The following is a 19,755-nucleotide window of genomic DNA, read 5'->3' as shown; positions in this document are numbered from 1 at the left end:
CCGCGATTGTTTCAGAGTTTGCTCAGCCCTTCTGCTGCTGCACGGGCCAGAACATTCGCGGTAATGCGGTCGCAGCGTGCGCCCGCGAAACTGAAGGCCTCGGCCAGAGAGGTGTCCATCTCTTGGGCCAGCCCTTTGCGCAGCAGGTTGCGAGCGCGGAAAAAGCGGCTGCGCACTGTGGCTGGAGGGATATCCAGCGCCGTAGAGACCTCTTCGACGCTCATCTCCTCGACCGCCCGCAACACGAAGACCGGGCGATAGACATCGGGCAAGAGGTCGATGCGCGCCTCCATCAGGCGGCGCATTTCGACGCGCAGCAGCTGTTGTTCCGGGCCACGGGACGGCGCTTCGGTCAGCGCTGCTTGGGTCTTTGGGTCGGGCGAAAGCATGGCAACCTCCAGCGGAATGATCTGCGCGGATGTGCGGCGCAGACGGCCAAGCGCCTCGTTCGAGACGATGCGGACAAGCCAGGTCGATAGGCGGCTTTCGGCACGAAACCGGGCCAACCCTCGCCAGGCATGCAGCCAGCCCTCCTGTGCCGCCTCCTCAGCCTCGGCATCACTACGCAGGATCGAGCGGGCAGTGCGGAACACCAACTGGTTGTAGCGGCGCATCAGCACCTCAAAAGCGGCACTGTCACCTGCAACAGCGCGGGCGATCAGATCGGCCTCTGGCACCGGGGCGGATGGTGGCAGGGTGCGGGAAGTCGCATACATGGGCAATCCTCCGTACTTGGGTCCAAGTCTGACGTGGGAAGCGGGAAAAGCAACCTCCCCTTCAGACTCATCAGCGTTTCATCAGGCTTAGAAATTCGCGCCGCAGGTCGGCGTCCTGTTCAAATGCGCCGCGCATCACGGAATTGGTCATCACCGCTTGCGTGTCCTTCACGCCGCGCCAATGCATGCAATTATGGTCAGCCTCCATCACCACGGCAAGGCCATCGGGGTGGGTGCGACGCTCCAGCTCATCCGCCAGCATCACCACCGCTTCTTCCTGAATCTGCGGGCGACTCATGATCCAGTCGCAAAGTCGGGCGTATTTCGACAGGCCGATCAGATCGGATTTCGCGTTGGGAAGCACGCCGATCCAGACCCGGCCCATGATGGGGCAAAGGTGGTGCGAGCAGGCGCTGCGCACCGTGATGGGGCCGATGATCATCAACTCGTTCAACTGCGAGACATTGGGGAATGCGGTGACAGCGGGCGCTGGCCGGTAGCGTCCGGCAAACACCTCATCGACGAACATCTTCGCTACCCGGCGGGCTGTGTCGGCGGTGTTGTGATCATGGGCGGTGTCGATCACCAGCGCACTTAGCACACTCTGCATCTGTTGTGCCACCTCATCGCGCAACGCATCCAACTCGCCCTCGCGCAGGGAGGCAGAGATGTTGTCATTGGCGTTAAAGGGCACGCCCGCGTCGATCAGGCGGGCGCGGATGCGGCCAGAGACCAAAGGTGCTGGCGGGAGGACCTTGGGAAACGCAGGCGTGGCGAGGGGATGAATGGTCATGGTTTATTCCTTTATTCCGTCATCAACAGGCGAATTTGTCGTGGACGGCAGCGATCTTTTCGGCGTTGGCGGCGGCAGTGTCCGACGCGATCTTGTCACCACCCTTTGAGACATTTGCGGTCGCGGTGGTGATAACGTCTTGCAAAAGCCCGATTAGTACGCGGACAGCCCTGCCACCGTAACCGGGATTAATGCCATCGCCGATGTCAAACCGACGCCGCATCAGCCGCGCGGCAGTGGGCTTCAGAACAGCCGTAGGTGACAAACTGACCTCCTCGCGTGCAAGACTTTGACGAAACCGGATGGCGTTCTGGCCTTTCAATCTGGCCCTGTTCCACCTGTTCTACCCATTGGATGCAGGCACACCGCGCCGTGTTCCCACTCTCCGTCTTTTTTTGTGGGTTTTTGATGAAAATCTTTTCTACGTCATGAAAAAAATCCTGCGTTTGCCGCATGCAGATACGCAGTCAGGGCCGCCGTGCGGGGGCTATCTTCAAAACGAAGGTGGCATCCCTGAAAAGAACCCTTATCTTTAATGCGCTGCTGATTAGAGGCAGTATTTTCAAGGAACCAGATCATGGCCAAGGGTTTGAACAAACGAGGACGTGATGAAAAGAAGCCGAAAAAAAAAGTGGTGAAAGTCATTGCCGCCGCACCCAGCGTGAAGAACGCCGTCGCAGTAACTGCGGCAAGGCCGAAGTCCAAGTGATATGACAGATCGGCGGCCAGTTTCGGCTGGCCCGTCCGAGGAAGGCGTCAACCAGAGGCGCCGCCGACCATTACCCGCAAGGTGCTGCCAGACGATGGCGGACTCATATCTGTCCACCATGAATTGTTGGAACTGCGGTCCTTAAAAATATTCTAACCGCTGGTGCAGCCCGCGCGACTGGAACAAGTTTTTCCCAAATCGCGGGGGATGATATTCAACCCACCCAAAAACGTCCTCTTTTCAGCTTGCGCTTCGATCCTTTTGCGTTTCGCATATCGCGATGCCATTGGGGACGCGCGGCATCCGCCCTATTTCTGCGACCCCTTTTCAAAGGCCTGACAAGCGACCGTGAGCAGATAGTTCCGCATTTGCCATCGGGTCAGGAAGGCCGTAAAGTTTGGCAAGTCTTAGGGGGGATCAGGACCTCGGCTGATGCGCCTGGCCAAGTTTGCCCATCCGCGGCGATGGTCAGGGCGCGGGTGTACGCTGCGCTCATCTGCTTCAGCATAGCCGCTCTTCGCTCTGGTGAATATCCCACGTCATTGTCCTATCCCGCCCACCTGAAAATAGAGGAAAATAGAGCGGCGGCCAACAACGCTGGCACAGGGGGTGGACCGCTATATCGTTGCCCCAGCCCAGTGGCTGCATGCGGGTCCTTGGCGACCCCATGACGAATTTATCCCACGGTGCTTCCTTCCATTCTGCCGGAATGAAGCACTCTCCAGCCACTGAATTAAGCACAAAACGGCTACTACCCTCCTACCGTCGCAGCATCGCACGAGTCGGAAAATACTCGCCACGGGTCTCAAAACTTCGCTCTGCAGCAGATTGAATTTTCCGCATCTTGTTCCGACCACAATCCGGCCTGAAACGTGCCAACCCAGTGGCATAGATCCGATCCTGCATCACAGAGAAGAAAGCCTAGGCAATGAATGTCAGCGCAGCATACGATCAGATTTTTGGGGCGTTACTCGACGCTGATATTGCTTTCGCTCGTCTCCGTGAAAAGGGGTTGGAGCGATCGGATCAGGATCTGTCACGAGACCAAGATTATCTTCGACTGCACAAATCGGGAATGCACATTGCCTTGATTGGCGGCCAAGCTGCGATTCACGGTGCGATCGTGTCGATCTGCAGGCTCGACGGTCCCGAGCCCGACTGCAGCCAAATAAAAATTGCGCTAGAGCGCTTTTGGGCCGGAATGGGGAATTGGAAACATTGATCAACCATCTAGAAGACCAGGCGCCTATCGCGTCTTGCACCCACCGGTTCACCCGTCACATCAAATAAGGATTTACAACCTCAGCGATCTTGAATACTGACATAGAACCGCCGTAGGCAGTATTTTTGAGCGCTTGGGGACGTAGGACGAGATATGATTCTGGGCATAGTGCTGAGTGCGGTATTTTTCGGATTGACATTCGCCGCCGGCGTGTTGATTGCGGGCTATCCGATTTGGCTGGCATTTCTGGTTTATACGGGAGTCGGCACGCTATGCGCATTTCTTCTCATTCTGTGGGTCGCGCTGAGACCAAGGTTGAGTGACGCTAGATCCGAAAGGTCAAGCCAGAGGCGCCCGCGTCGGACAGGAAATGATAATTGTTCACCCCGGCCAGCCAGATGCCCGGTCGAGCGGCTACCTGGACATCGCACATGATGATGACGCGTCAGCACCAAAGAACAGCAGACGCCGCAGGGAGCGCTTACGCATTTTTGTCAACGCGCTGAGGCATAGGCTGCCGCCCGTCGAAAGCATTCCGGGGAACAAGACCGCGCCAGCCGGCAAAGTCGTTTCCCCCGGCGGGGTCCCCAGCGGCCGCGCAAGAACCGCAATGGCCGTGGCGATCAGCGTCTTGGCAGTCGAGAATCGTGAGTGTAGCCGAAGTGCAGCAAGGCACCTTTTTGATTCGATCCGATCAGCTGCCCCGCCTATGGGGTTTGCACGGGCAGTTGGCACGCTCGCCCGCGCCCCTTCGGATCTCCGGCAAGAGGGCGACAATGAGAAAAGCGGATGGCCGGAAGTCGTGGCTCAGTCCATTGCCCGATCATCCTTGACCTCTCATGCTGATCGGGTCCAAATCCCTATGCTCGGCGCGCGACAGCGGAGAGCTTCGTCCAGGGCCGAGACGCAACCCAAAATTTGCTCGACGCCACTGCATGCAGCTTTGGGTTGTAACGCTCGAAGGCATTTACGGAGAAAATTACGATGAACGATTCGCCAATCATATATGCATTCAAGAACATGCAGGTCCCGCTGATGATTGTCGGATCAGAAGGCCAAATCTCACATTGCAATGGCGCGACCGGCGACCTGTTTGGCTATGGCAGCGAGGAATTGACCGGACGGCCTGTTTCTGACGTCTTGCCGATCGAGACATTGGCAGAGTTGAACGCGTTTATCGAACCTCCCGCGATCGATGCCATCGTGAAGGGAATGATTGGCCGCAGCAAAAGCGGCAGTCCGGTTGTGCTCGGGGTCCACATCACAGCCTGGACCGACCGAGAACAGGGCCTGCAACATGCGCTGGTCCTGCGCGACATTTCCGCTGAACTGGCTGCCGACCAGATCACAAAAAAAGAACTGAAGCTTGCGCATAATGCGATAAAAGGCGCCAGAATTGGTGTCTTCGAATATGATACCATTACCGATACGATGACAGTTTCCGAGATTTGGCGCGACTTGCTGGGGCTGGCGTCATCGGATAACGTGGATGTTGCGTGGGAATCGGGTGCAGAAGGATGGGCAGATCGTCTTCCGCCCCAATCTTGAGCATCCAGTTTTTCGAACCTATGCCGAGCAATTGCCAGAAGACCTGCGAGAGGGGGTCGAGCGCTGCCTGCGCATTGTCGGCTCAGGTCTGCCGATCGAGACGCTGCATGCTGAACTCGTCGGGAACGCGGAAGCGGTCACGGCTGACGAAACATCAGCAACCGACCTCGAAGAGTTGGTCTATTCCCTCGCGGTGACCATGATGGAAAACGGTGTGCCGTCCGAGGCTCTGTCGGACACGCTGCAGAGCAATCCATTCTTGCGAGTGCGGTGGGAAGCCGCCGCGACGGTTCTGGAAGATCTCTTAAGGACACGAATTTCATGAATGAAGCAATTGAGACAGTGAAGAACATTGTCGAAAGTGGCCTGTTCAATCAGGCCCGGAAGACCCTCCGCGTCCACATCCCGCTCACTCTGCGCAATCGCGGCGGACGCCCGCGCATCCTGCCGCCCAAGGATATCGAGGTGGCCATGGATTGCGGCCAGGACGCCCGACTTCTGCGCGCCATCGCAGCCGCCCAAGTCCGACAATACGCTGATCAAGGCGCTGGCGCGAGCGTTTCGCTGGAAGCGGATGCTGGAATCCGGCGAATTCACGACAATGGCAGAACTGGCCGAACACGAGGGGATTGCGCCGTCCTACATGACCCGCGTACTGCGCCTGACCCTGCTCGCGCCGGAAATCGTCGAGGCGATTCTGGACGGCAAGCAGAGCGCAGAGCTGACGCTGGCACGGGTCCTGGAGCTGTTTCCAGTTGAGTGGAGCAGACAGCGTCGTTAGCTACTGCTGCTGTCCATGCATCGAACAATACCGCACCAGGAAGCGTCTTGAATTTCGGGCATGCGTGTTACGCGCCGTTGGCTTCAAGCCGCCCGGGAAAAGAAATTGCATGCTTCACAAAAGTCTTCGCTGCCAGCTTCTGGACCAGCCCCATATAATCAACTAGGATCAAAGCTCTCTCTGCAAATCGTCCTTGGCAGAGATGCAAGGGCAGAAAGAATTGTACGACCCTCTAGATATGGTAAACTTGGCAGCAAGCATTGCTTGCGAACTCTTCCGGCGGGAGGAGCGATCTCTCACACCGGTCGATATCAAGGGAATATCCGACAGCGGTGGTATCTACGCAATATTCTACCGAGGAGCCGTCAAACCTTACCGGCTCTACCAACACTTAAATCGCAGCGCCGGGATATTGCCGATTTATGTTGGAAAGGCTGCAGAGAGCGCAACCGTTAATGGGCTCCAAGACTTCCGCAGTGGGCCGGGATCAAACAGTGTCAAGAAACGGCTTCAAACACACAAGCGGAAGATTGACAGCTTTTCAACTGGAGCTATCCCAGTTCAGACGTCTGACTTTTCTTTTAGGTTCCTTGGACTGCCCGACGCTCACGTATCAATGGCTGAAGCGGGACTGATCACGTTCCTAAGCCCTATTTGGAATGGGGCTGGCTTTGGAAGTAATGCACCAGGTGGAGGCCGCCCGGGGAAGCTGCCCCCAAGCCGCACGGCGAGGGCGCGCTGGAGGCGGCCTGCGAGCGCGCCCTCGCGATCGGGGCCCGGTCCTATTCCTCGGTCAATTCGATCCTGAAGAACAACCTGCATCGCAACCGGCCCGAACCCGCCGCGGAAGGGCCCGCGATCCAGCACGGCAATATCCGCGGCCCCAGTTACTTCCATTGAAAGGAAAGATGATGCTGACGCACCCCACCCTGGACCAGCTCCAACAGATGAAGCTCGACGGCATGGCCGAGGCCTTCATCGAATTGCAGGCGCAAGACGCCACCGTGGATCTGAGCCACGCCGAATGGCTCGGCTTGCTGGTCGACCGCGAGATCTCCAGCCGCAATACCCGACGGTTCCAGACCCGCATGCGAGCGGCAAAGCTACGCCACATCGGGGCAGCTATCGAGGATGTCGACTTCCGCACGCCACGCAAGCTGGACTGGGCCCTGTTCCAGCAACTCGCCACCGGGCGCTGGATCAAAGATGCCCGCAACCTGATGATCACTGGCCCCTGCGGTGTCGGGAAGACCTGGCTTGCCTGCGCTCTGGGGCAGAGAGCCTGCCGCGACAACCTCACCGTCATCTACCAGCGGCTGCCACGCCTGTTCGCCGATCTCGAACTGGCCCATGGCGACGGACGCTTTCCACGCCTGTTCCGATCCCTCGTGAAGGCAGACCTCCTCATTCTGGACGACTGGGGGCCGGATCGCCTGACCGCCGGGCAGCGCCGTGAGCTCATGGAAATCGTCGAGGACCGCCACGGACGAGGCTCGATCCTGATCACCAGCCAGCTGTCACAGCCTGGCACGACGTCATCGATGAGCGCACGTTTGCCGATGCCATCCTCGACCGCTTGGTCCACAACGCCTATCGCCTCGAACTCGACGGTCATTCTATGCGACGCGCGACCGACGACCACACCGAAAAGGTTGACGAAGGTCGCCCGGCCTGACATCAAAATCCATGCCTGCGCGGCAACGATCCTCAGGTGACCGGATACCCCGGAATGACTGACCGGATGTTGTCGGAACAGCTGACCGGATACCTCGGAATGCGCAACGGCCGCGGCGCGACCATGATCACCAGCCAGTTAGCTGTCCATGCGCAAAACCGTCGCCAAAATGGATGACGAAACGTCTCAAACCTGATACCCGAAATACGCTGCCTCATGGCAACGCGTCACAGGTGGGCGGATGCTCCGGAATACGCAATTCCGGCAGAACAGGGCTGTCGCCGTCGCTGCTAGAGGTGAATTACACGGCGCGGTTGTCCGACGTGGCGGGGTAATCCCCCGAGAGGTTAGACGGCTGCCATGTTGGAAAAAGGAAGCGTGATGTGGAAGACCGTGCCAACACCTAGGTCACTTTCATAGTCAATTGTGCCATTGTGGCGTAGTATGATGCGTTTTGAGATGCTCATCCCCAGTCCAGTACCGCCAGCGGAGCGGACATCCGAAGAATCGATCTGTGAAAACTCCTCGAAAACCTTATCCTTTCCTCCCTCGGGAATGCCGCGGCCGCAATCCCGCACCGAGATGCGGGCGCTCTCGTCCACTTTATCTAGGGCAACTTCAACAACGCCACCTTTATGCGAGAACTTGATCGCGTTCGAGAGAACGTTGGCCATGACCTGCATCAGCCTTTTCTCGTCACCCTGAACTATGATCGAATGTTCGAGGCCGACCTCCACCAAGGAAATCTCCTTGTCTCTAAGATAGCCACCAGTTGCCTCGATCGCGTCTCGAAGAAGCGTGGAGAGGTCGACATGTTCAAAATTCATTGCCAATTTTCCGGCGTCTAGCGCCTGAAGATCAAGCAGATCATCGATTAGGGTGGCAAGCCTGTTACTGTTCTTGTTCGCGACTAAAAGCATGCGTTGAATGTCGTCAGTCACCGTGCCGAGCACACCGCCACATATGAGATTAAGGGGCCCTTTGATTGACGTTATCGGCGTTCGCAGTTCATGGCTTACCACCGACAGGAACTCCGACTTAGCCCTATAAGCCGCCGTGGCGCGATCGCGTTCTTGACGGAGATTCTCGATCTGCGTGAGGTTTCGCTGATACATTTTAAGAAAAACCAACGAGCAATCTACGATAAAGTACATTACGAAAATTACCGTAAAAAAATGTAACCAATGGACCGAAGTCAACGGGGGCCTTGTTTCCATAATGTTTACAGTAGCTACGAACAGAAACAGGGCAGCAAAGATTACCAAACGCAAGATCAACACCTGAAAAACCTGGTGAGTGTTCATTGCCGCAAAAAGTGCCGCCGCAAAAAGGAAAAGCAAGGGCGTGAAGTGGGCTGAATTACCTTCCTTAATTGTTACAGCGACTACGAAAAGACCTATAGCGGAGCTGTTGAAAACGGTTCCGGCTGCTATCAGACGATAGAACTTTCTAGCCGATTTCGGATTATGGTTGCTCCATTTGGCGATTCGGTTGGCGACCCAGTGGTCGAACAACTCCGAAAGCAATATGACCCAATAGCAGACCAGTCCAATTGTGAAACTGTAGTAGGAGACGGCAAGTACGAAAGCACCGAAATACATTGCTTGACGATGCCAGAACAGGCGCAGGCTGCCCTCTATATAATCCTTTAGCCGCTGCTCCAGGTGGCTAATCGACCTGGGAGCGTATGTAGCGGAAATGCCCGATTTCCTAGCTAGCCACGACGTCGCAGTGGACCACATCATCAGGAGATTTCAAACCTCGATTGCTCCCAGATCAAATTCAACTTATTCGACAGCTCTATCGGATCAAACGGTTTAGCGATGACCCCCGCGGCGCCGATGGCATGGAGTTGTTGCACTGATTCTGCGTGAACTTTGGCTGTCGCAAAGACGATTGGTAGGGATGCCAAGGCTTCAACTTCCTTAAGCCTGTGAAAGGTCTGCACGCCATCGAGACCTGGCATCATGACATCAAGAAGTATGAGATCCGGCGCGAAGGATTCCGCCTGCTCGATCGCTTCCTGGCCAGATGCACACTGAAAAACCGTAAAGCCTCCGACTAGCTCAAGTGCTAGCCTTGTGACCGCTCGTATGTCGTCGTCGTCATCGACATGAAGTATTTTCTTGAGCACTCTCAACTCCCGCTTAGTCCTGTGCTCCGGCGCAGGTTGTTCTTATCTTCAGCACGAGCGCATCGAGAAGTCTGACGACTTCAGACGGATCGCTAACGCGTGGATGCAACTCGAGCGAGGCTATTGCCACTTCCAGGCTCTCTGCAGCGTCGCCCAAGCTCTGGAAGCCGAGTGTCTTCGCAAGTCCATTAATCTTATGCGCAATAAACTCGAGTTCTCTAAGGTCGTCATCGCAACCAGGTGTCACAATTTGTGCGCGGATCGACTGCAGTTGTCTGAGCTGGATTTTCAGACGTTGAACAAAATCGATCCTGACCTGCTCTAGCACTGCGTGCAGATCACGCCGACCAGACAACGAGACACTGTTGTCAGGCATGACCGAACCCCAATAGACGTTGCAAGACCGAAAGAAAGGTACCAGCCCGTCTTCTACCGTTGGGCCTTCCGTGCGTGACATTGCTGCCAGAAGTTGTGTTTTCCATATCCGAAATTGCTCTCAGCAAAAGACCAACCCTGCGGTCGAGGGTGAAAACGCCATTGGTTTGTCTCCGGCCAAACTCTACGGAGATGGCCTGTCGCCGGTCTGAGCCTCCTACCATTTCGATCTCAAAAATTTGGCTTTGCACTTCGTCGGCAATCTCTTCGAGCGGTAGATCACATGTCCATTGAGCCGCACAGACAAATACGCCTGAACCTGCATAGGCGACAAAGAAGCCCCGGCCGATCAGTTGTCTGGAAAGCGCCTTGGCCACCAACGTAAGCACTTCATAGATGGCCCCAGGCTCCAACTCGAGTGAGAGATGTAGCTTCTCAAATTCACGTATTTTTACAGCGAATGACGTCGCAGAGAATGTTCTCGAGAATGGAATTTGAAGCATAAAATTGCTTAGCACCATGTAGTCGATGACGTTTGGGACCCCAAATATCGTAGCCGGCGCGCCCGAAGTCGATCCGGCGATTTCGTACACCTGCCGCTGTAGCGCACTGAATGCCTTTTTTCTTCGATCGGCCTCATGTTTCGCCGAGGCAACCTGGCGGGCCACATTGATCCTTGTAAGCAGCTCTATCTTATCAAATGGCTTAGTGACGTAATCTACGGCGCCTGCTTCGAACGCGCGGTCCATGTGAGAACGTTCGGTCAGCGCGGTAATCATAATGACTGCTGCGTCCTCATAGCCTGGCATCGACCGAATTTGCTTGCACAGTTCAATTCCGTCCGTATTGGGCATCTTGATATCCAGAAGGAAAAGATCGAACGGCACCATCGACTCTTTGATTTCTTCAAGTGCGATTGCAGCCGAGGTTGCGATCCTTGCCGGCGGAAATCCCAGACTGCCCAGTGTTGCGGACAAAACGGTAAGCTGTAATTCATCGTCGTCGACAGCCAGGATATTCACGTAAATCTTCCTTAGTCAATTTCTCATGCCCGACGTGCCTTTGCGCCATAGATGCTCAACGGCGAATCAAGACATAAGCTGCTCGGTTCGGCGATGCACCTACTAATTGTGGAAATTGCGCGACCTTAACGCTAGGATAGATTGAGCCCAAAAGATTTTGGGGGGGATAATCCCAAACTCCGGGTTCAGCGCTCCAAACGGACCTTCGCGCCTCTCATCGTTTGAAAGCAAACGATTGTCGACCAATGGATCGCTGTATCGTTGCCCTGACTGCATGCGGGTCCTTGGCAATGCCATGACGGTTCGTGTCTCGAATCTGGTGGAAATTCTCTGGCGGCGTTCTCCGAGCCTGGGGCTTTGGGCCAGATCAGGCCGCGAGGTCAAGGCTGATTGGAGCGACGGGCTGAGCCAAGGTTTCCCTGCCGTCGACCTTTCGCATGTGGATCTGGCCTGATGCCATCAGCGCCCAAAGGAGCATCGGCACGGTTTCGGTGCAGGGCAGCACGGTCTGGATCTTGATGCGGCGGCGGAATTCCTCGTTCAGCCGCTCAATGGCGTTCGTCGTCCGTGCCGATTTGCACTGCGATGGGTCCAGCTGGGTGAAGGTAAATAGCCGGTCCCCGGCCTCCTCCAAGCTGTCCGCAACCGCGCGGCATTTCAGACACCATTTGCGCAGGAAGGCTTTCCGACGTTTTTCGACCTCAGCGGCCGTTTCGGCGCAAATCATGTCGCGATAATCGTTTCCCAGCTCGTCGAGCATATGTTTCGGCGCATGGGCCAGCAGAGTGCGGTGCTTATGAACGGTGCAGCGCTGGATCGGCAACTCGTCGCCCCAGATCGCGACGAGCGCCGCCTCCAGCCCGGGCGCGCCGTCAACGATGACAAATTCCGGCCGCTCAAGGCCGCGCGCATCGCGGTCTTCGAGAAACTGGCGCCAGGCTGCCGTGCGCTCGCCACCCATGTTTCTGATGGAAAGCAAGACCTTCTGCCCATCCCGACGTTTGCCACTGGCCGCCGGCACCGAGATGTTCGTCGCCTTTCCGTCGATCCGTGTCTTGATCACGGTGCCGTCGAGGATCAAGCGCACGATGTCCTCGTCAGCCAGGCTGCGGGCGCACCATGCTTCCCAATCCACCTTCACCTTGCGCCACGCCCGGCTGACCACGTCCTTACTCACCGCCCCCTTGAACAGGGCAAACAGCGCCCGCTTCACGCGCTGCGTGTTCGTGCCCGAGAGATAGACGGACGCGATCAGCGCCTCGGCCGTCTTTGTCAGCCGCTGATAGCGCGGCGAGGCCTGTGATCTCCACTCACCAATCTTGCCCTTGTCGTCTTCGGTCCGGGCGCGCGGAACGCTGATCGTCTCGGTGCCGAATGTTCCCGTGATCTGGCGATCCCGACCGCCGTGGCGATACCCCTTCACCGGTCCGGCCTCCCGGCCATAGTGCAAGCGACCGAGAAAGCCGTCCAGCTCTTCGTTGAAAACAGCCTCGATCATGCCGCGAACGTTTGCGCGAATCCAATCCTCGATCAGGTCGAAGCCTGCGTCAGAAGCCAATAGCGAAAGCGCGCTGGTGTCTGTAATCTGAGTCATGGCGTGATCTCCTGTGGCGGTACCAGCCGCCGGTTGGGTGGGTTTTGGTTCACCCGAAGATTACGCTACCTTCAAATTCCACCAATCTCGCGACACGACCCCATGACGAATTTATCCCACGGTGCTTCCTTCCATTCTGCCGGAATGAAGCACTCTCCAGCCACTGAATTAAGCACAAAACGGCTACTACCCTCCTACCGTCGCAGCATCGCACGAGTCGGAAAATACTCGCCACGGGTCTCAAAACTTCGCTCTGCAGCAGATTGAATTTTCCGCATCTTGTTCCGACCACAATCCGGCCTGAAACGTGCCAACCCAGTGGCATAGATCCGATCCTGCATCACAGAGAAGAAAGCCTAGGCAATGAATGTCAGCGCAGCATACGATCAGATTTTTGGGGCGTTACTCGACGCTGATATTGCTTTCGCTCGTCTCCGTGAAAAGGGGTTGGAGCGATCGGATCAGGATCTGTCACGAGACCAAGATTATCTTCGACTGCACAAATCGGGAATGCACATTGCCTTGATTGGCGGCCAAGCTGCGATTCACGGTGCGATCGTGTCGATCTGCAGGCTCGACGGTCCCGAGCCCGACTGCAGCCAAATAAAAATTGCGCTAGAGCGCTTTTGGGCCGGAATGGGGAATTGGAAACATTGATCAACCATCTAGAAGACCAGGCGCCTATCGCGTCTTGCACCCACCGGTTCACCCGTCACATCAAATAAGGATTTACAACCTCAGCGATCTTGAATACTGACATAGAACCGCCGTAGGCAGTATTTTTGAGCGCTTGGGGACGTAGGACGAGATATGATTCTGGGCATAGTGCTGAGTGCGGTATTTTTCGGATTGACATTCGCCGCCGGCGTGTTGATTGCGGGCTATCCGATTTGGCTGGCATTTCTGGTTTATACGGGAGTCGGCACGCTATGCGCATTTCTTCTCATTCTGTGGGTCGCGCTGAGACCAAGGTTGAGTGACGCTAGATCCGAAAGGTCAAGCCAGAGGCGCCCGCGTCGGACAGGAAATGATAATTGTTCACCCCGGCCAGCCAGATGCCCGGTCGAGCGGCTACCTGGACATCGCACATGATGATGACGCGTCAGCACCAAAGAACAGCAGACGCCGCAGGGAGCGCTTACGCATTTTTGTCAACGCGCTGAGGCATAGGCTGCCGCCCGTCGAAAGCATTCCGGGGAACAAGACCGCGCCAGCCGGCAAAGTCGTTTCCCCCGGCGGGGTCCCCAGCGGCCGCGCAAGAACCGCAATGGCCGTGGCGATCAGCGTCTTGGCAGTCGAGAATCGTGAGTGTAGCCGAAGTGCAGCAAGGCACCTTTTTGATTCGATCCGATCAGCTGCCCCGCCTATGGGGTTTGCACGGGCAGTTGGCACGCTCGCCCGCGCCCCTTCGGATCTCCGGCAAGAGGGCGACAATGAGAAAAGCGGATGGCCGGAAGTCGTGGCTCAGTCCATTGCCCGATCATCCTTGACCTCTCATGCTGATCGGGTCCAAATCCCTATGCTCGGCGCGCGACAGCGGAGAGCTTCGTCCAGGGCCGAGACGCAACCCAAAATTTGCTCGACGCCACTGCATGCAGCTTTGGGTTGTAACGCTCGAAGGCATTTACGGAGAAAATTACGATGAACGATTCGCCAATCATATATGCATTCAAGAACATGCAGGTCCCGCTGATGATTGTCGGATCAGAAGGCCAAATCTCACATTGCAATGGCGCGACCGGCGACCTGTTTGGCTATGGCAGCGAGGAATTGACCGGACGGCCTGTTTCTGACGTCTTGCCGATCGAGACATTGGCAGAGTTGAACGCGTTTATCGAACCTCCCGCGATCGATGCCATCGTGAAGGGAATGATTGGCCGCAGCAAAAGCGGCAGTCCGGTTGTGCTCGGGGTCCACATCACAGCCTGGACCGACCGAGAACAGGGCCTGCAACATGCGCTGGTCCTGCGCGACATTTCCGCTGAACTGGCTGCCGACCAGATCACAAAAAAAGAACTGAAGCTTGCGCATAATGCGATAAAAGGCGCCAGAATTGGTGTCTTCGAATATGATACCATTACCGATACGATGACAGTTTCCGAGATTTGGCGCGACTTGCTGGGGCTGGCGTCATCGGATAACGTGGATATTGCGTTGGAATGGCGCACACGCGTGCATCCCGACGACTTGGGCGCGGCGCTTGAACCGCTCCGGCTTTGCGTGGAAGGTCTCAGCGAACGTGCCAGTTGTGAATACCGTTTACAGTCCCGCAATAAATCGCGGTGGCACTGGATGCGCACGGATCTGGCCATCGCCAAAAAAGATACGGCCGGAAATGTGATCCGCTTGATCGGTTCACTGACCGACATTTCCGACCACAAAACGGTCGAGAACGCGCTTCGTATGAGTATGGATCAGTTCCGGTCCGCCTTCGAGAATGCGCCGATAGGAAAGGCGATCCTCAGTCTGGACGGATCTTGGCAGCGGGTAAACGCGGCGCTGTGCGATCTGCTCGGATACTCGGAAGGAGCGTTACTGGCGACCAATTTTCAATCGGTAACTTACCCGGAGGATCTGGATGCGGATCTGGAGCAATTTGGTCAATTGGCCAGCGGCCATATCCCATCCTATCAGATGGAGAAACGTTATGTCCGGGGAAATGGCGCCGTCATGTGGGGGCTGCTCACCGTTGGTATGGTAAAAGACGCTGAGAGTAATCAAGGCCACTTCATAGCGCAGATTGTCGATATTACAGAACAACGGCGCCTGGACGAACTGAAGGGGGAGTTCGTCGCAACCGTCAGCCACGAATTACGAACACCGTTGACATCGATACTCGGGTCGCTATCGCTTCTGTCGTCAATGGACACCCAGTCCCTGTCCGACGAGGCGCAGCGATTGATTTTCATCGCCCAGCAGAATGGAGAGCGCCTTAGCGCCCTCATTAATGACATTCTGGATTTTGAGAAGTTTTCAGCCCGGCAGATGCGGCTTGCGCCATCGCAACAGCCCATCGCGGCGTTGATCGAACAGGCGATTTTGACCAATTTGGCGTTCGCAGACAACTTCGGCGTTCACTTTAAAGCTGACGTTCAGGACCGGGATCTGAGCGGAACGGTCGATCCGAAGCGATTTCAACAAGTGATGGCCAATCTGCTGTCCAACGCCGCAAAATTTGCCGACGAAGGCAGCACAATAGACATCGTTGCCGAAAAGCAAAAGAACGCAGTCCGGATCTCTGTGAGCAATCAGGGTGGCGGGATACCGGACTCTTTTCGCGGGAAAGTTTTCCAGCCGTTCTCTCAAGCCGCCCCCACCGCGACCCGTAGTCGGGGGGGAACCGGTCTTGGCCTTAGCATCACCAAGCAAATCGTGGAACAGTCGGGTGGCAAGATCGGTTTTGACAGTGCTCCGGGCGATAAAACAACGTTCTGGTTTACCGTTCCGATTGACACACCACAGAAGGATCGGGCTGCCTAACTGTTCCATCCCGGATGATCACATAGACCCTCGGCGATCCGCTTTTTTCATGGCACGATCAGTTCTGAGGGACATTCGGGAGGGGATACGACTATGCTGATCCATCTTCACAAGCAGGCGACGACGACGCCGAAGGCAGCAACACACCCTTGCAAGCGATGAAAGGTTGGCACAAACTCAAGCCGGAGTTGTTCAAGAAACAGCCCTACTACCTTCTGGGATGTGACAGCTAACCACTGCTCAAAGGGGTAGGGAAATGCGGGAGATTAGGGAAAAGGGCGGGTCACCTTCCCTCACCGCTGTCAAAACGAAAACTTACCGGCCGCGGCTCGCTTTGCTTCTTGATCGCTCGCGTCTCCGCACGCGCGATGGCTCGCTCGAAGGTTTGGCGGTCACCCTGTGTCTCGCTGGAATTGGGTCTTATCGGGTTTCCGACGGAAACCTCTATATCAAGCGGATCGCCATTATCGTATTCAGAGCCTTTTTCATCGAGCAGGTTTTGAATCTCGATTTCCAGCCCAATTGACGGATCAACGCTTGGTTTGCCAGAAATAACCACGAACGCCCCGTTTCCTGCATAAGCCATCATGTAGCCGCTGGACCGGAGGACATCGCTAATAGCGTCGGCCACTTCGGTGAGCGCGTAAACAAATTCTTCAGCTGACGCCCGTGCGCCGATCGCTTCGATCTGGTCTATCTTGACCGCGATGACCTGCGACCCTGCCAACCCGGCGCGGGACAGTTGCATCAAATAGTTTCCCAAGGCCGTATAATCGATGATGTTCTTTATTCCATCGATCCGCACGTCATCAGACTGACCGGATTCTTGGCCGGGGTTAGCGGGCCCAGAAAGTTCTTTGCCCGCACCGCCCGTCACTGCCGCATCCCGTCGCGCATGGACCAGCTGCTGCGCCATCCGAAGGCGCGCGCCCAGTTCGACCATGTCGAAAGGTTTAGAGGCGTAATCGGTTGCGCCCGCCTTGAACGCACGGTCGATATAATCCTTTTCGGTCATCGCGGTCAGCATGATGATCGGTGTCTTGCGATAAGCTGATAACGCGCGGACGTGGCGACAAAGTTCAATACCGTCCATTCCTGGCATCTGAATGTCAACCAAGAGGCAGTCGAAAGCCACATCAGAGCTTTTCAATTCATCCAACGCCAGTTGTGCAGAACTTACGGCAGTGACGTCCGGAAACCCGACTTTCGCCGATATCATCGGTATCAACTCAAGAATGAAAGTGTCATCGTCGACAGCTAGGATCTTCATGGGCCCGATCTTCCAACACGCAGTGTAACGTGCAAATGTAGCAATAGGTTCCGTTGACCTTTATTCAGCTAGTACATGGCAATCTCTACTCTCACGCCCAAGAACGATCCCGCAGCAGATGCCGCTACTGGCCAGAGATCAAACAAATCAGTGGCCCATCTATCATGCAAGGTAATTTTGCCCGCGTATAGGTGGTCTGGAATCCAAATGAAATGACTTTTCCCGCCCCCGACAACTTTCAGCTCAAGTTCATCAGATCACAGCGAGAGCAAGCACCGCCCTGCATTCTATTGTTCGAGCTTTTTACAACTCTGAATCGAACGTGGCCGGTTTGACCCTAGCTTGGACTTTCGCCAGCTCATTAGCGAAAGCCGCCGGATCGACAAGATGAACCCACACCATAAAATCACCAGTCGATGGGTGGAAAAACACATTCAGGAACGGCCGGCAGCCACCCAAGTCGGCGTTCCGATTAAATGTGACTCGCGGCCACCTGTCTTGCGTATAGAATCGAAAACGTCCGCCTGCTCCTTGGCTGGCATACATCTCGGAATCTTTGAACGTGCGCGCGACGGCCTAGCTGTCCATTTCTTCGGATAGGAGATTGCCGGCGGCATTCGCGCCATACATCTCGATGAGATCGATACAAGCCGCGCCATCATCATTCTGGTTGCCGGCCAGCTCCCATCGCCAGTTCGCGCTGAAATTGCCTAGATCCTCGTCTGTAGCTGTCGGCTCGCCATAGGTACCGAAGAAAGCCTGGCGAATAGACTCGACGGGCACATTCTTAGCCACGGGAATATTGCGCGCGATGCCGATCACCGGCTTTTCCGGCCGATCCGCAACGTGCAGCGCGAAGGTCTCGCCGTTGTCCAGCGCGACCAGCGTATAACGTTGCTGGACGTTCTCGGGAGTTTCGGGCTCGATATCGGCACGGTAGATAATCTTGCCCTTGGTGACAACCCGGGCAATTGCGTCGTTCAGCGGCATCCCGAGTGTCACGCCGACGATGGCAAGCTTACTTGCATCCGCTTCGGGGACGGCCGGTTTCGGGTCGGGCGGCACAACCTGCTCGGGCTCGGTCTGTTCGGGGACCGCCAGCGGCAAATCCTCGGGCCGGATGGCCGCCAGTTGCACCCCCGTATCCGTCGTTAGAGCCATGCCAAGGAAAGTGCCCTCCATAACCACGCAGGCGAATTCGTCCGGTATCCTGCCAGTCGTCTTGTTTGACCGTCTCGTCCCACTTGGTCCAGTCGAGCGTGTTCAGGTGCAGGACGTTGGTTTCACCATCCCCTGCGATCAGGTTCAGGCAGCGCGAAACGCGAACGCTTTTCTCGTCGAAGTCGATGGCGAAGACGTTGTCGCGCACATAGTCGATGCAGCGCGGCGGCTTGGCCTCCATGGTGAAGAGGTGGCTCTCTTCCTTGCCCATCGCCCGCATGATCTGCCGCCAGACGTGGAACATGCTGTGCACGGTGAACCCTGCCGAGCCGCAAGCGGTGTCGATCACCGTCTCGCCCTCTTGCGGGTTCATCATCTTGACGCACATGTCGATCACCCACCGGGGGGTGAAATACTGGCCCTTTTCGCCCTTTGACGATTTCGAGACCAGGTATTCAAAGGCGTCGTCGATCACGTCGAGGTTGGAGTTGAACAGCTTCCATTCCTCCAGCGAGCCGACGCAGACTTGCAGGTGGTCGGGAGACAGGCGGATGCGTTCATCGTCAAGAAAGACGCCGGGCCATTTCTTTTTGGCCTCGTCGAACAGGTTCTGGATCGCCACCTTCAGTTGCGCCGCCGTGTTCTGGTTGCGGAACCTATTGCCCTGGCGGCCCACCGGACGAAAGATCGGGCCGTCATTGCTACCGCTTGTCTTACGCGACGTTGCAAGAGCGGCAGGCCTCATCGCGGTACCGCCTTGTCCGAGTTACTCGCCAAGGATGCGCCCGATTGGAGCGTCGCAACCAGAGGCTGGAGCAGGCCATGCCCTGAGAATTTCCGAAGCCAGTCGCAGCAGACGCAAACGCGACTCTGATCCAACCCAATATCAAAGGCGAAATTTTCTATATCTAAAACAGTGTACTACAGGAAATTCACCAGATCTGTGCAGTCATGAGGTCCGGAGAATATCGGCCATGAGAGACCGCTTTCGGGCCTCATGGCCGGGATGCCAGTGCTCAGCCCCTCTCACACAACCCCCGAAAACAACGGAAAAATCCGGCCGCAGCCGGATCGGGAGAATGCTTTCGTGAGGGCAATTGGCGGACAGAGAGGGATTCGAACCCTCGAGACGGTTCCCCGCCTACACACTTTCCAGGCGTGCGCCTTCGACCACTCGGCCACCTGTCCGTGGCGGGGGTTTAACCGCAAACCGGTTGTGCTTGCAAGAGGATGTGGACTGAAATCGTTATTCTGGATCGGGTACGCCTGGCTTGT

The 19,755-nt window shown here is 56.3% G+C and carries 21 protein-coding genes, 1 tRNA gene and 1 pseudogene; 11 read left to right on the top strand and 12 right to left on the bottom strand.

Annotated elements, in window-relative coordinates; genetic code table 11:
- Positions 1-11: 11 nt before the first annotated feature.
- From ACM62R_RS03575 to ACM62R_RS03565, 3 genes are all read right to left on the bottom strand, one after another.
- Positions 12-716, bottom strand: a complete 705-nt coding sequence (locus ACM62R_RS03575; protein ID WP_415182692.1) for an RNA polymerase sigma factor — start codon at positions 714-716, stop codon at positions 12-14.
- Between the two features lie 70 nt (positions 717-786).
- The gene (folE, locus tag ACM62R_RS03570; protein WP_415182691.1) at positions 787-1,509 is read right to left on the bottom strand and encodes a GTP cyclohydrolase I; all 723 of its coding nucleotides are present in this window, start codon (positions 1,507-1,509) and stop codon (positions 787-789) included.
- A gap of 22 nt (positions 1,510-1,531) precedes the next feature.
- Complete coding sequence (locus ACM62R_RS03565; protein WP_415182690.1) at positions 1,532-1,774, bottom strand: hypothetical protein; 243 nt, start codon at positions 1,772-1,774, stop codon at positions 1,532-1,534.
- Between the two features lie 37 nt (positions 1,775-1,811).
- Between ACM62R_RS03565 and ACM62R_RS03560 the strand changes: the two genes are divergently transcribed.
- From ACM62R_RS03560 to ACM62R_RS03520, 9 genes and pseudogenes are all read left to right on the top strand, one after another.
- Positions 1,812-2,045: a hypothetical protein gene (locus ACM62R_RS03560; protein WP_415182689.1), complete on the top strand. Its 234-nt coding sequence runs from the start codon at positions 1,812-1,814 to the stop codon at positions 2,043-2,045.
- Positions 2,046-2,086: 41 nt separating this feature from the next.
- The gene (locus tag ACM62R_RS03555) at positions 2,087-2,218 is read left to right on the top strand and encodes a hypothetical protein (RefSeq protein WP_415182688.1); all 132 of its coding nucleotides are present in this window, start codon (positions 2,087-2,089) and stop codon (positions 2,216-2,218) included.
- Between the two features lie 928 nt (positions 2,219-3,146).
- Positions 3,147-3,440, top strand: a complete 294-nt coding sequence (locus tag ACM62R_RS03550) for a hypothetical protein (protein ID WP_415182678.1) — start codon at positions 3,147-3,149, stop codon at positions 3,438-3,440.
- A gap of 1,020 nt (positions 3,441-4,460) precedes the next feature.
- Positions 4,461-4,988, top strand: a complete 528-nt coding sequence (locus ACM62R_RS03545) for a PAS domain S-box protein (protein ID WP_415182687.1) — start codon at positions 4,461-4,463, stop codon at positions 4,986-4,988.
- The gene (locus ACM62R_RS03540) at positions 4,948-5,313 is read left to right on the top strand and encodes a hypothetical protein (RefSeq protein WP_415182686.1); all 366 of its coding nucleotides are present in this window, start codon (positions 4,948-4,950) and stop codon (positions 5,311-5,313) included. The genes ACM62R_RS03545 and ACM62R_RS03540 overlap by 41 nt, the downstream gene beginning before the upstream one ends.
- A 249-nt stretch (positions 5,314-5,562) precedes the next feature.
- Positions 5,563-5,769, top strand: coding sequence for a hypothetical protein (locus tag ACM62R_RS03535; protein ID WP_415182685.1), 207 nt, complete (start codon positions 5,563-5,565; stop codon positions 5,767-5,769).
- Positions 5,770-5,971: 202 nt separating this feature from the next.
- Positions 5,972-6,577, top strand: coding sequence for an Eco29kI family restriction endonuclease (locus ACM62R_RS03530; RefSeq protein WP_415182734.1), 606 nt, complete (start codon positions 5,972-5,974; stop codon positions 6,575-6,577).
- Between the two features lie 103 nt (positions 6,578-6,680).
- Positions 6,681-7,444 (top strand): annotated as a pseudogene (istB, locus tag ACM62R_RS03525) (IS21-like element helper ATPase IstB).
- A gap of 54 nt (positions 7,445-7,498) precedes the next feature.
- Positions 7,499-7,621: a hypothetical protein gene (locus ACM62R_RS03520; RefSeq protein ID WP_415182684.1), complete on the top strand. Its 123-nt coding sequence runs from the start codon at positions 7,499-7,501 to the stop codon at positions 7,619-7,621.
- Between the two features lie 170 nt (positions 7,622-7,791).
- Here the strand turns inward: ACM62R_RS03520 and ACM62R_RS03515 are convergent, their stop codons facing one another.
- The 5 genes from ACM62R_RS03515 to ACM62R_RS03495 all read right to left on the bottom strand — a co-directional run bounded on the left by ACM62R_RS03515 (position 7,792) and on the right by ACM62R_RS03495 (position 12,569).
- On the bottom strand, positions 7,792-9,189 hold the full coding sequence (locus ACM62R_RS03515; protein ID WP_415182683.1) for a sensor histidine kinase: 1,398 nt from the start codon (positions 9,187-9,189) through the stop codon (positions 7,792-7,794).
- On the bottom strand, positions 9,189-9,578 hold the full coding sequence (locus ACM62R_RS03510) for a response regulator (protein ID WP_415182682.1): 390 nt from the start codon (positions 9,576-9,578) through the stop codon (positions 9,189-9,191). Before ACM62R_RS03510 ends, ACM62R_RS03515 begins: the two co-directional genes overlap by 1 nt.
- Before the next feature lie 13 nt (positions 9,579-9,591).
- Positions 9,592-9,954 (bottom strand): Hpt domain-containing protein, encoded by a 363-nt coding sequence (locus ACM62R_RS03505; RefSeq protein WP_415182681.1) that lies wholly within the window; start codon positions 9,952-9,954, stop codon positions 9,592-9,594.
- Positions 9,947-10,975, bottom strand: a complete 1,029-nt coding sequence (locus ACM62R_RS03500) for a response regulator (RefSeq protein WP_415182680.1) — start codon at positions 10,973-10,975, stop codon at positions 9,947-9,949. The genes ACM62R_RS03505 and ACM62R_RS03500 overlap by 8 nt, the downstream gene beginning before the upstream one ends.
- Before the next feature lie 367 nt (positions 10,976-11,342).
- Positions 11,343-12,569: an IS256 family transposase gene (locus ACM62R_RS03495; RefSeq protein ID WP_415182679.1), complete on the bottom strand. Its 1,227-nt coding sequence runs from the start codon at positions 12,567-12,569 to the stop codon at positions 11,343-11,345.
- A gap of 363 nt (positions 12,570-12,932) precedes the next feature.
- On the opposite strand from ACM62R_RS03495, the gene ACM62R_RS03490 reads away from it, so the two are divergent.
- Together ACM62R_RS03490 and ACM62R_RS03485 are read left to right on the top strand one after the other, a co-directional pair.
- Positions 12,933-13,226 carry a hypothetical protein gene (locus ACM62R_RS03490; RefSeq protein WP_415182678.1) on the top strand — a complete coding sequence of 98 codons (294 nt, stop codon included), beginning with the start codon at positions 12,933-12,935 and terminating at the stop codon, positions 13,224-13,226.
- Positions 13,227-14,210: 984 nt separating this feature from the next.
- Positions 14,211-16,049, top strand: a complete 1,839-nt coding sequence (locus tag ACM62R_RS03485) for a PAS domain S-box protein (RefSeq protein ID WP_415182677.1) — start codon at positions 14,211-14,213, stop codon at positions 16,047-16,049.
- Between the two features lie 283 nt (positions 16,050-16,332).
- Here ACM62R_RS03485 and ACM62R_RS03480 read toward each other — a convergent pair whose 3' ends face one another.
- From ACM62R_RS03480 to ACM62R_RS03465, 4 genes are all read right to left on the bottom strand, one after another.
- The gene (locus ACM62R_RS03480; protein WP_415182676.1) at positions 16,333-17,319 is read right to left on the bottom strand and encodes a response regulator; all 987 of its coding nucleotides are present in this window, start codon (positions 17,317-17,319) and stop codon (positions 16,333-16,335) included.
- 576 nt (positions 17,320-17,895) lie between these two features.
- Complete coding sequence (locus ACM62R_RS03475; RefSeq protein ID WP_415182675.1) at positions 17,896-18,384, bottom strand: hypothetical protein; 489 nt, start codon at positions 18,382-18,384, stop codon at positions 17,896-17,898.
- Positions 18,338-19,225, bottom strand: coding sequence for an HsdM family class I SAM-dependent methyltransferase (locus ACM62R_RS03470; RefSeq protein WP_415182674.1), 888 nt, complete (start codon positions 19,223-19,225; stop codon positions 18,338-18,340). The genes ACM62R_RS03475 and ACM62R_RS03470 overlap by 47 nt, the downstream gene beginning before the upstream one ends.
- A gap of 353 nt (positions 19,226-19,578) precedes the next feature.
- Positions 19,579-19,668, bottom strand: a tRNA-Ser gene (locus ACM62R_RS03465).
- Between the last annotated feature and the right edge of the window lie 87 nt (positions 19,669-19,755).

The organism is Phaeovulum sp. (assembly GCF_047638075.1).
Taxonomy (GTDB): domain Bacteria; phylum Pseudomonadota; class Alphaproteobacteria; order Rhodobacterales; family Rhodobacteraceae; genus UBA6197.
Note: the sequence above shows the minus strand (reverse complement) of the source record. Positions and strands in the feature narration are given on the sequence as shown.

Coding starts and splice junctions, on each gene's coding strand:
- ACM62R_RS03520 (WP_415182684.1), top strand. CDS start 7,499: ATGACTGACCGGATGTTGTCGGAACAGCTGACCGGATACCTCGGAATG.
- ACM62R_RS03485 (WP_415182677.1), top strand. CDS start 14,211: ATGAACGATTCGCCAATCATATATGCATTCAAGAACATGCAGGTCCCG.
- ACM62R_RS03555 (WP_415182688.1), top strand. CDS start 2,087: ATGGCCAAGGGTTTGAACAAACGAGGACGTGATGAAAAGAAGCCGAAA.
- ACM62R_RS03470 (WP_415182674.1), bottom strand. CDS start 19,225: ATGAGGCCTGCCGCTCTTGCAACGTCGCGTAAGACAAGCGGTAGCAAT.
- ACM62R_RS03495 (WP_415182679.1), bottom strand. CDS start 12,569: ATGACTCAGATTACAGACACCAGCGCGCTTTCGCTATTGGCTTCTGAC.
- ACM62R_RS03535 (WP_415182685.1), top strand. CDS start 5,563: ATGCTGGAATCCGGCGAATTCACGACAATGGCAGAACTGGCCGAACAC.
- ACM62R_RS03505 (WP_415182681.1), bottom strand. CDS start 9,954: ATGCCTGACAACAGTGTCTCGTTGTCTGGTCGGCGTGATCTGCACGCA.
- folE (WP_415182691.1), bottom strand. CDS start 1,509: ATGACCATTCATCCCCTCGCCACGCCTGCGTTTCCCAAGGTCCTCCCG.
- ACM62R_RS03490 (WP_415182678.1), top strand. CDS start 12,933: ATGAATGTCAGCGCAGCATACGATCAGATTTTTGGGGCGTTACTCGAC.
- ACM62R_RS03575 (WP_415182692.1), bottom strand. CDS start 716: ATGTATGCGACTTCCCGCACCCTGCCACCATCCGCCCCGGTGCCAGAG.
- ACM62R_RS03530 (WP_415182734.1), top strand. CDS start 5,972: ATGCAAGGGCAGAAAGAATTGTACGACCCTCTAGATATGGTAAACTTG.
- ACM62R_RS03515 (WP_415182683.1), bottom strand. CDS start 9,189: ATGATGTGGTCCACTGCGACGTCGTGGCTAGCTAGGAAATCGGGCATT.
- ACM62R_RS03560 (WP_415182689.1), top strand. CDS start 1,812: ATGGCGTTCTGGCCTTTCAATCTGGCCCTGTTCCACCTGTTCTACCCA.
- ACM62R_RS03545 (WP_415182687.1), top strand. CDS start 4,461: ATGCAGGTCCCGCTGATGATTGTCGGATCAGAAGGCCAAATCTCACAT.
- ACM62R_RS03550 (WP_415182678.1), top strand. CDS start 3,147: ATGAATGTCAGCGCAGCATACGATCAGATTTTTGGGGCGTTACTCGAC.
- ACM62R_RS03480 (WP_415182676.1), bottom strand. CDS start 17,319: ATGAAGATCCTAGCTGTCGACGATGACACTTTCATTCTTGAGTTGATA.